The sequence below is a fragment of the Actinophytocola sp. genome (assembly GCF_036555685.1).
Taxonomy (GTDB): Bacteria; Actinomycetota; Actinomycetes; order Mycobacteriales; family Pseudonocardiaceae; genus Actinophytocola.
The window spans coordinates 1-5,517 of record NZ_DATBKY010000064.1 but is presented as its reverse complement, the minus strand read 5'-3'; the positions used below and the strand labels follow the sequence as shown (position 1 = coordinate 5,517).

The window sequence follows — 5,517 nt, the reverse complement described above, 5'->3', positions numbered from 1 at the left end:
ATCGCGCCGCGCACGAGGTCGTCCCACATGAACCAGAAGCGGTGCTGACCCGGCGTACCGAACAGGTACAGGATCAGGTCGCTGTCCAGGGAGACGCGCCCGAAGTCCATCGCCACGGTGGTGGTGACCTTGTTCGGGGTGTTCGTCAGGTCGTCGACGTCCACGCTCGCCTCGGTCATCACGGCTTCGGTCGTGAGCGGAACGATCTCGGACACCGAGCCGACGAGAGTCGTCTTGCCGACTCCGAAGCCGCCGGCGACGACGATCTTGGCGGACGTCGTCGGCTGCGGTGCGGAGCCGCGCGAGCTGAGGGGACTAGAGCCTGCGGAGACCACTGAGCACCCTTTCCATGAAGTCGATCGACGGCCGGTCGCCGACGACCATGCCGCTCTGATGGATCAGAACCAGCCCCATACCGGCCATGTCTCCAATCAGCACCCGGGCCACGCCCAACGGTAACCGCAGGTGTGCGGCCACCTCCGCGACGGACCTGGTGTCCAAGCAAAGACCGCAGATCGAACGGTGCTCCGGTCGCACCGCCGCATCCGGGGCCTTCCCCCGTTCGCTGGTGGAGACCAGCGCCTCGATCGCAAGATCATAATCGGACCTTGTCCGGCCACCCGTCTTGGTGTACGGGCGGACCATCGATCCCTCGTACGCCTGCGATCCCGCGTGCCCGCCGGAGTCCCCGTTCAGCAGGTCGGCACTGCTGCCCCACAGGCCGCTGTCGCTGAGTCCGATCTGGCTCTGCTCGGGACCGACGGTCGGGATCTCCTTGCTGTCCCATGCCCCCTGGGCCGGGATACCCGAGTCACCGTACAAGGTCGCTCCCGGACCACCGAACAGCCTGGCCCGGAAACCATCGACGTCGAACCGGTTGGGTGCGTCGCCGACGTCATGCTCGGGTAGGTCCTCCCAGCCCTTCTCCGGCATCTCTACTCGCCTCCGCTCTGGCTCGCCGGCGCGCGGTCAACGTCGGTGCAGGTGTCCCCGACTTGGACGCATGGCGCCCAGCCTCCGCTCCGCATCCGCGCGGTCAGCATGACGAATTACCTCCGCTGAGCGCCCTGAAGCTGGGCACGCAGTTCCGGAGTCATCTGCTGGCCGACACGCTCGACCAACAGCGTCATCTCGTAGGCGACCAAACCGATGTCGCAGTTCGGGGCGGCCAGCACCGCGAGGCACGAGCCGTCCGAAATGGACATCAAGAACAGGTAGCCGCGGTCCATCTCGACCACGGTCTGGTTAACACCACCGGCCTCGAAGCACCTCGCCGCGCCCTGCGTGAGGCTGACGAGGCCGGAGGAGACGGCCGAGAGCTGCTCGGCGCGGTCCCGGGGTAGTCCCTGGGAGCCGGCGAGAAGCAGACCGTCGGCCGACACGACCACGGCATGGGCCACACCAGGTACCTGGCGGACGAAATCTGTGATGAGCCACCCGAAGCTACCGGGCTGATTGGCGGACGGGGTCGTCACTCCTGCTCCTCGTCTTTACGGCTGTCCTCGGAACCGGACTGGTCACCAGCGTAGGCCTCGATGAGAGCGTGCCGACCTCGGCGAACGCCCTGCTGGAAGCTTGACATGCGGCCACGGACGGCTTCCGCCGAGCGCGGTGGCAGTGGCGGAGCCGCTGGTGTCTCCGCAGCGGTCGCCGCGGCATGGCGCGGCGCCGCCGAGCCCGGCACGAGGTGTGCCTTGGGCACCCGCTTCGGCAGACCGGCTGTGGTCTGCGACTCCGGGGTGTCCTCCAGGAGCGCCTGCGCGGCGAGCCAGCCGTCGTCACCCGGTGAGGTCCACGACGTGGTCGGCTCGTCCGGCGGAGTCCTGGGGGTCTCCTCGGTCGCCTGCGCGCCGTTCGTGCCGTTGGTCCCCCGCTCGGGAGGCGGCCCGTCGGCGGGCGTCTGCGGTGTCGAACCGGTGTCGGCGGCCTCGAACCACTGCGACAGCACGGCTTCGTAGATCGGCAGGCGCTCGGTCGGCGCGTCGACGTTCTGGTCCGCGTCCGGCGGCCGGCTCGCACCCAGCGCGGGGAAGGTGCCGGTGTCGGCGGGCGGCTCGGGCAGCGGCGTGCCGAACAGCGCGGTCGGCTGCTCGCCGCCGTCGCCGTGCCGGCCGTTCTGCTCGCCCGGCTCGGTCGACATGCCGTTCGCGGTCGGCGAGCCCGCCGGGTCGTACCCGAGGGTGAAGGCCGGGTAGCCGGCGACCTCCTCGGGCGTGCGGTTCTGGCGGGTCTCCGCGCTCGGGTCGGATGGGGTGCCGTCCGGGCGCAGCCGCTGCATGCCCCCGGTGAACGCGCCGGCGATGCCGCTGTTGCGGACCGGGAGGCTCGACGAGGTCGGCGCCTCGGTCGTGGCGGCGAGCGCGGAGGTGGTCGACGTGGCCGACATCGAGCGGGACGGCTGGCCGATGGGCTGCACGAGCTCGGCCGGCACGTTGATCCGGGCGATCAGGCCACCCTCGATGTCCTCGTTGTCCCGCAGCCGCACGATGATGTTGTGCCGCTTGGCCAGCCGGGCGACCACGTACAGACCCATGCGCCGCGTCACGGCGACGTCCAGGTCCGGCGGGTCGGCGAGGCGCGCGTTGGCCGCCTCGATCTCGTCCTCGGTCATGCCGACGCCCTGGTCGGTGATCTGGATGGCCAGTTCCTTCTTGCGGGTCATGGCCATCCGGACGATGACCTTCTTCTCCGGCTCGGAGAAGAAGGTGGCGTTGTCCAGGAGCTCGGCGATGACGTGCACGAGGTCGGACACCGCGCGGCCCTGGACCGCGACCTCCGGCGCCGAGGCGACGTCGACCCGGGCGTAGTGCTCTACCTCGGACACCGCGGCGCCGACGACCTCGGAGGCCGGCACCGGACGGTTGAGCTGGCGGGACAGGCCGGTGCCCGAGAGCACCAGCAGGCTTTCCGAGTTCCGCCGCATCCGGGTGGCCAGGTGGTCGAGCTCGAACAGGCTCGCCAGCTGCTCGGGGTCCTGCTCGTCCTGCTCCAGCCCCTCGATCAGGTTCAGCTGGCGTTCGACCAGCGCCTGGGACCGGCGCGACAGGTTGACGAAGATCGAGTTGATGTTGTCGCGCAGCAGGGCCTGCTCGGTCGCCATCTTGATCGCCTGCTCCTGCACGGCGTCGAACGAGCGGGCCAGCTCGCCGGTCTCCTCGCGGGTGAACACCGCCACCGGCTCGACCGCGTGCTTCGCGGCCTCCTGCGGGTCCGGATCGGCCAGGATTCGCTGCACCGAGGCCGGCAGCCTGCGGTCCGCGACCTCCAGCGCCTCCCGGCGCAGCACCCGCAGCGGCTTCAGCAGCGCCCGGGTGACCACGGTCATCAGGGCGAGCGCGACCAGCAGCGCCAGCAGCACGGCCACCGAGTCGCGCCAGGCGGCCTGGGTGGCTTCGTCGGCCAGCGCGTTGGCGTCATCGCGCAGGTTGTCGAGCAGCTTGGTCTCCACCGCGCGCATGCTTTCGAGCGTCGCCAAGCCGTCGTTGGTCAGTTCGGCCTTGTCGATGCCCAGGTCCAACGGCTTGTCCGCCGTGGAGGCCTCTGCGGCGGAGACGGCTCGCGCCTTGAGCTGCTCCCGGTTGTACACCTTGGGGCCGGAGACGGTCTCGTTGAACAACTGCTGCTGGGCGGGCGATGCGTTCCCGCGGAACTCGGCCAGCTTGGTGATCGAACTGGACTGCGCGTCGCCGATGCGCTGCAGCAGGTCGGCCGAGAACTGGCCGCGCAGGGCCGCGATCTGCAGGATCGCGTTCTCCCTACCGATGTCCTCTTTGGCCTCGGAGATCGACTGGATGATCGAGCTCTCGCGGAGCAGGTCCCGGTCGGTGACCGCGGTACTGATCTCGCGGCCGAGCCGGATCAGCGCGTCGAGCACGCCGGTGTACGCGCCGAACAGCGCTGAGTCCGGGTAGTCGGACTGTTCCACGGTGCCCCGGATCGAATCCAGCTCGGAGAGCTGTCGCAGGCCGAGGTTGTAGCGGTTCTTTGCCGCCACGTCATCGGTCTCCAGCGACGCCGCCGCCGACCGGGCCTCGTTGACCGCCTGGTCGACCAGGTTGATCTGAGTGTCCAGCTCGGTTCGCGAACCCTGGTTGTTCGCGGCGATCCGAGCCACCGCGAGGGTGCGTTCCTTCTGAAGCTCGTGCACCACGCTGGTGACGTTGCGGGCGAGCTCCACCTGGCTCACCGTCGAGCGGAAGTCGGCCGCGCGGTCCAGGTTGTCCTCGGCGCGCAAACCGACCAGCACCAGGGCCGTCAGCGTCGGGACGACGATGACGGTGATGACCTTGGTGCGCAGTCGCCAGTTGCGCATGCTCAGGCGCATACCGCGCTTCATCACGTTCGCGGGAGGCGCCGCCGGCGGAGGGCGGTAGCCGGGGTTCTGCTGAGGCACGGCGGCGCCATAGTTGGGGCTCATGCCGGCACGAGGTGGGAAATTAGTCGGGTCGGGCACTCCCACGCACTCTCCCTGGTTGTCGAGCCGGTAGCCGCCAGCTCGAACGGACAGGTACCCCAGTGAGGACTCTGTCCCCCCGGGCGCCCCCAGCGGTGACGCGCCCGTGCCGCTCCACTCCCCAGCTCCCACCACCGGGAAGCAAGCACGAGATCATTGGGCGCGCTCCCTTCATCGCTTCGACGACCGCGGCCCTCGCTGCGGTGACGGAGGGTAGCGGAAACTTCCTGCTCCTGTAATCCCTCCGAAAGGAGGGTAACGCGTCCGGGCGAAAAAGAGTGAGAAAGTCACACGCGGACAATTACTTTCTCGATCGATCCAGAAGCAAGCCCCTTCAGAGGCTGTGACCGCGGGAGAGCTCGCGTCCTGGCGTTCACAGTAAGCTCATCGGCCAGATGGCGCCTCGTCTACATCGGCCGGATGCGCGTCGTCCACACCGGCCGGATGCGCGCTGTCCACATCGGCCGGATGCGCTTAGTCCTCTTCAGCACATCGCAGACCCTTTGCCGGGAGGCTCATGTGAGCCGTCCGCCTCAGTCTCAAGCGACGCATACGGAGTAACGCCGTCAGCACGGGTGGCGCAGAACAGCAACGAGCAGTTCGGGTCCCCTTCGATCCCTGCCGCGCCCTCGTTTCGAGCTGCGAGATCGCGTCCGACCGCCCAGCAAGGCATCGAAGGATGGCGATCACCCATGTATGGTGTCGCCGGACTTCCACAGCTGTAAGCAACCGATCACAGGAGGCAACGATGAAGCTCCGCCGGATGGCGGCCCTGGCCGCCGTACCCCTAGTCGCGTTAGCTGCCGTCGCCGTGACGTCGTCGGCCAACGCGGCTGGCGGACGGGACGGACAGGTGACGGAGTACGGCGAGCAGCTCAGACTTGGCAACGGCAAGCTGATCGCCTACAGCGAGCGGAACGGCGCTCGCCCGGTGTCGATCGGGCTGATCATGACCGACGGCGTTCTCGACGGCCTGCCAACCGACATGCCGACCGACGGCAAGTGGTGCTTCGACAAGGACGGCAACGGCACGGTCGACCCGATGACCGAGTGCACCGGCGGGT

5 protein-coding genes are annotated in these 5,517 nt (G+C 68.8%); 1 reads left to right on the top strand and 4 read right to left on the bottom strand.

Annotated elements, in window-relative coordinates; translation table 11 throughout:
- The 4 genes from VH969_RS06975 to VH969_RS06960 all read right to left on the bottom strand — a co-directional run.
- The coding region (locus tag VH969_RS06975; protein ID WP_331972208.1) for a GTP-binding protein at positions 1 to 335 on the bottom strand (335 nt) is incomplete at its 3' end.
- Positions 316 to 933 (bottom strand): DUF742 domain-containing protein, encoded by a 618-nt coding sequence (locus tag VH969_RS06970; RefSeq protein WP_331972205.1) that lies wholly within the window; start codon positions 931 to 933, stop codon positions 316 to 318. The genes VH969_RS06975 and VH969_RS06970, both read right to left, overlap by 20 nt.
- 116 nt (positions 934 to 1,049) lie before the next feature.
- Positions 1,050 to 1,475: a roadblock/LC7 domain-containing protein gene (locus VH969_RS06965; RefSeq protein WP_291409853.1), complete on the bottom strand. Its 426-nt coding sequence runs from the start codon at positions 1,473 to 1,475 to the stop codon at positions 1,050 to 1,052.
- Complete coding sequence (locus VH969_RS06960) at positions 1,472 to 4,417, bottom strand: nitrate- and nitrite sensing domain-containing protein (RefSeq protein ID WP_331972197.1); 2,946 nt, start codon at positions 4,415 to 4,417, stop codon at positions 1,472 to 1,474. Before VH969_RS06960 ends, VH969_RS06965 begins: the two co-directional genes overlap by 4 nt.
- A gap of 784 nt (positions 4,418 to 5,201) precedes the next feature.
- On the opposite strand from VH969_RS06960, the gene VH969_RS06955 reads away from it, so the two are divergent.
- Positions 5,202 to 5,517 (top strand): hypothetical protein (locus VH969_RS06955; protein ID WP_331972194.1); only part of this gene is annotated, 316 nt, incomplete at its 3' end.

Bases quoted from the DNA above. Each gene is read 5' to 3' on its own strand.
- VH969_RS06970 (WP_331972205.1), bottom strand. From the start codon at position 933: ATGCCGGAGAAGGGCTGGGAGGACCTACCCGAGCATGACGTCGGCGAC.
- VH969_RS06960 (WP_331972197.1), bottom strand. From the start codon at position 4,417: ATGAGCCCCAACTATGGCGCCGCCGTGCCTCAGCAGAACCCCGGCTAC.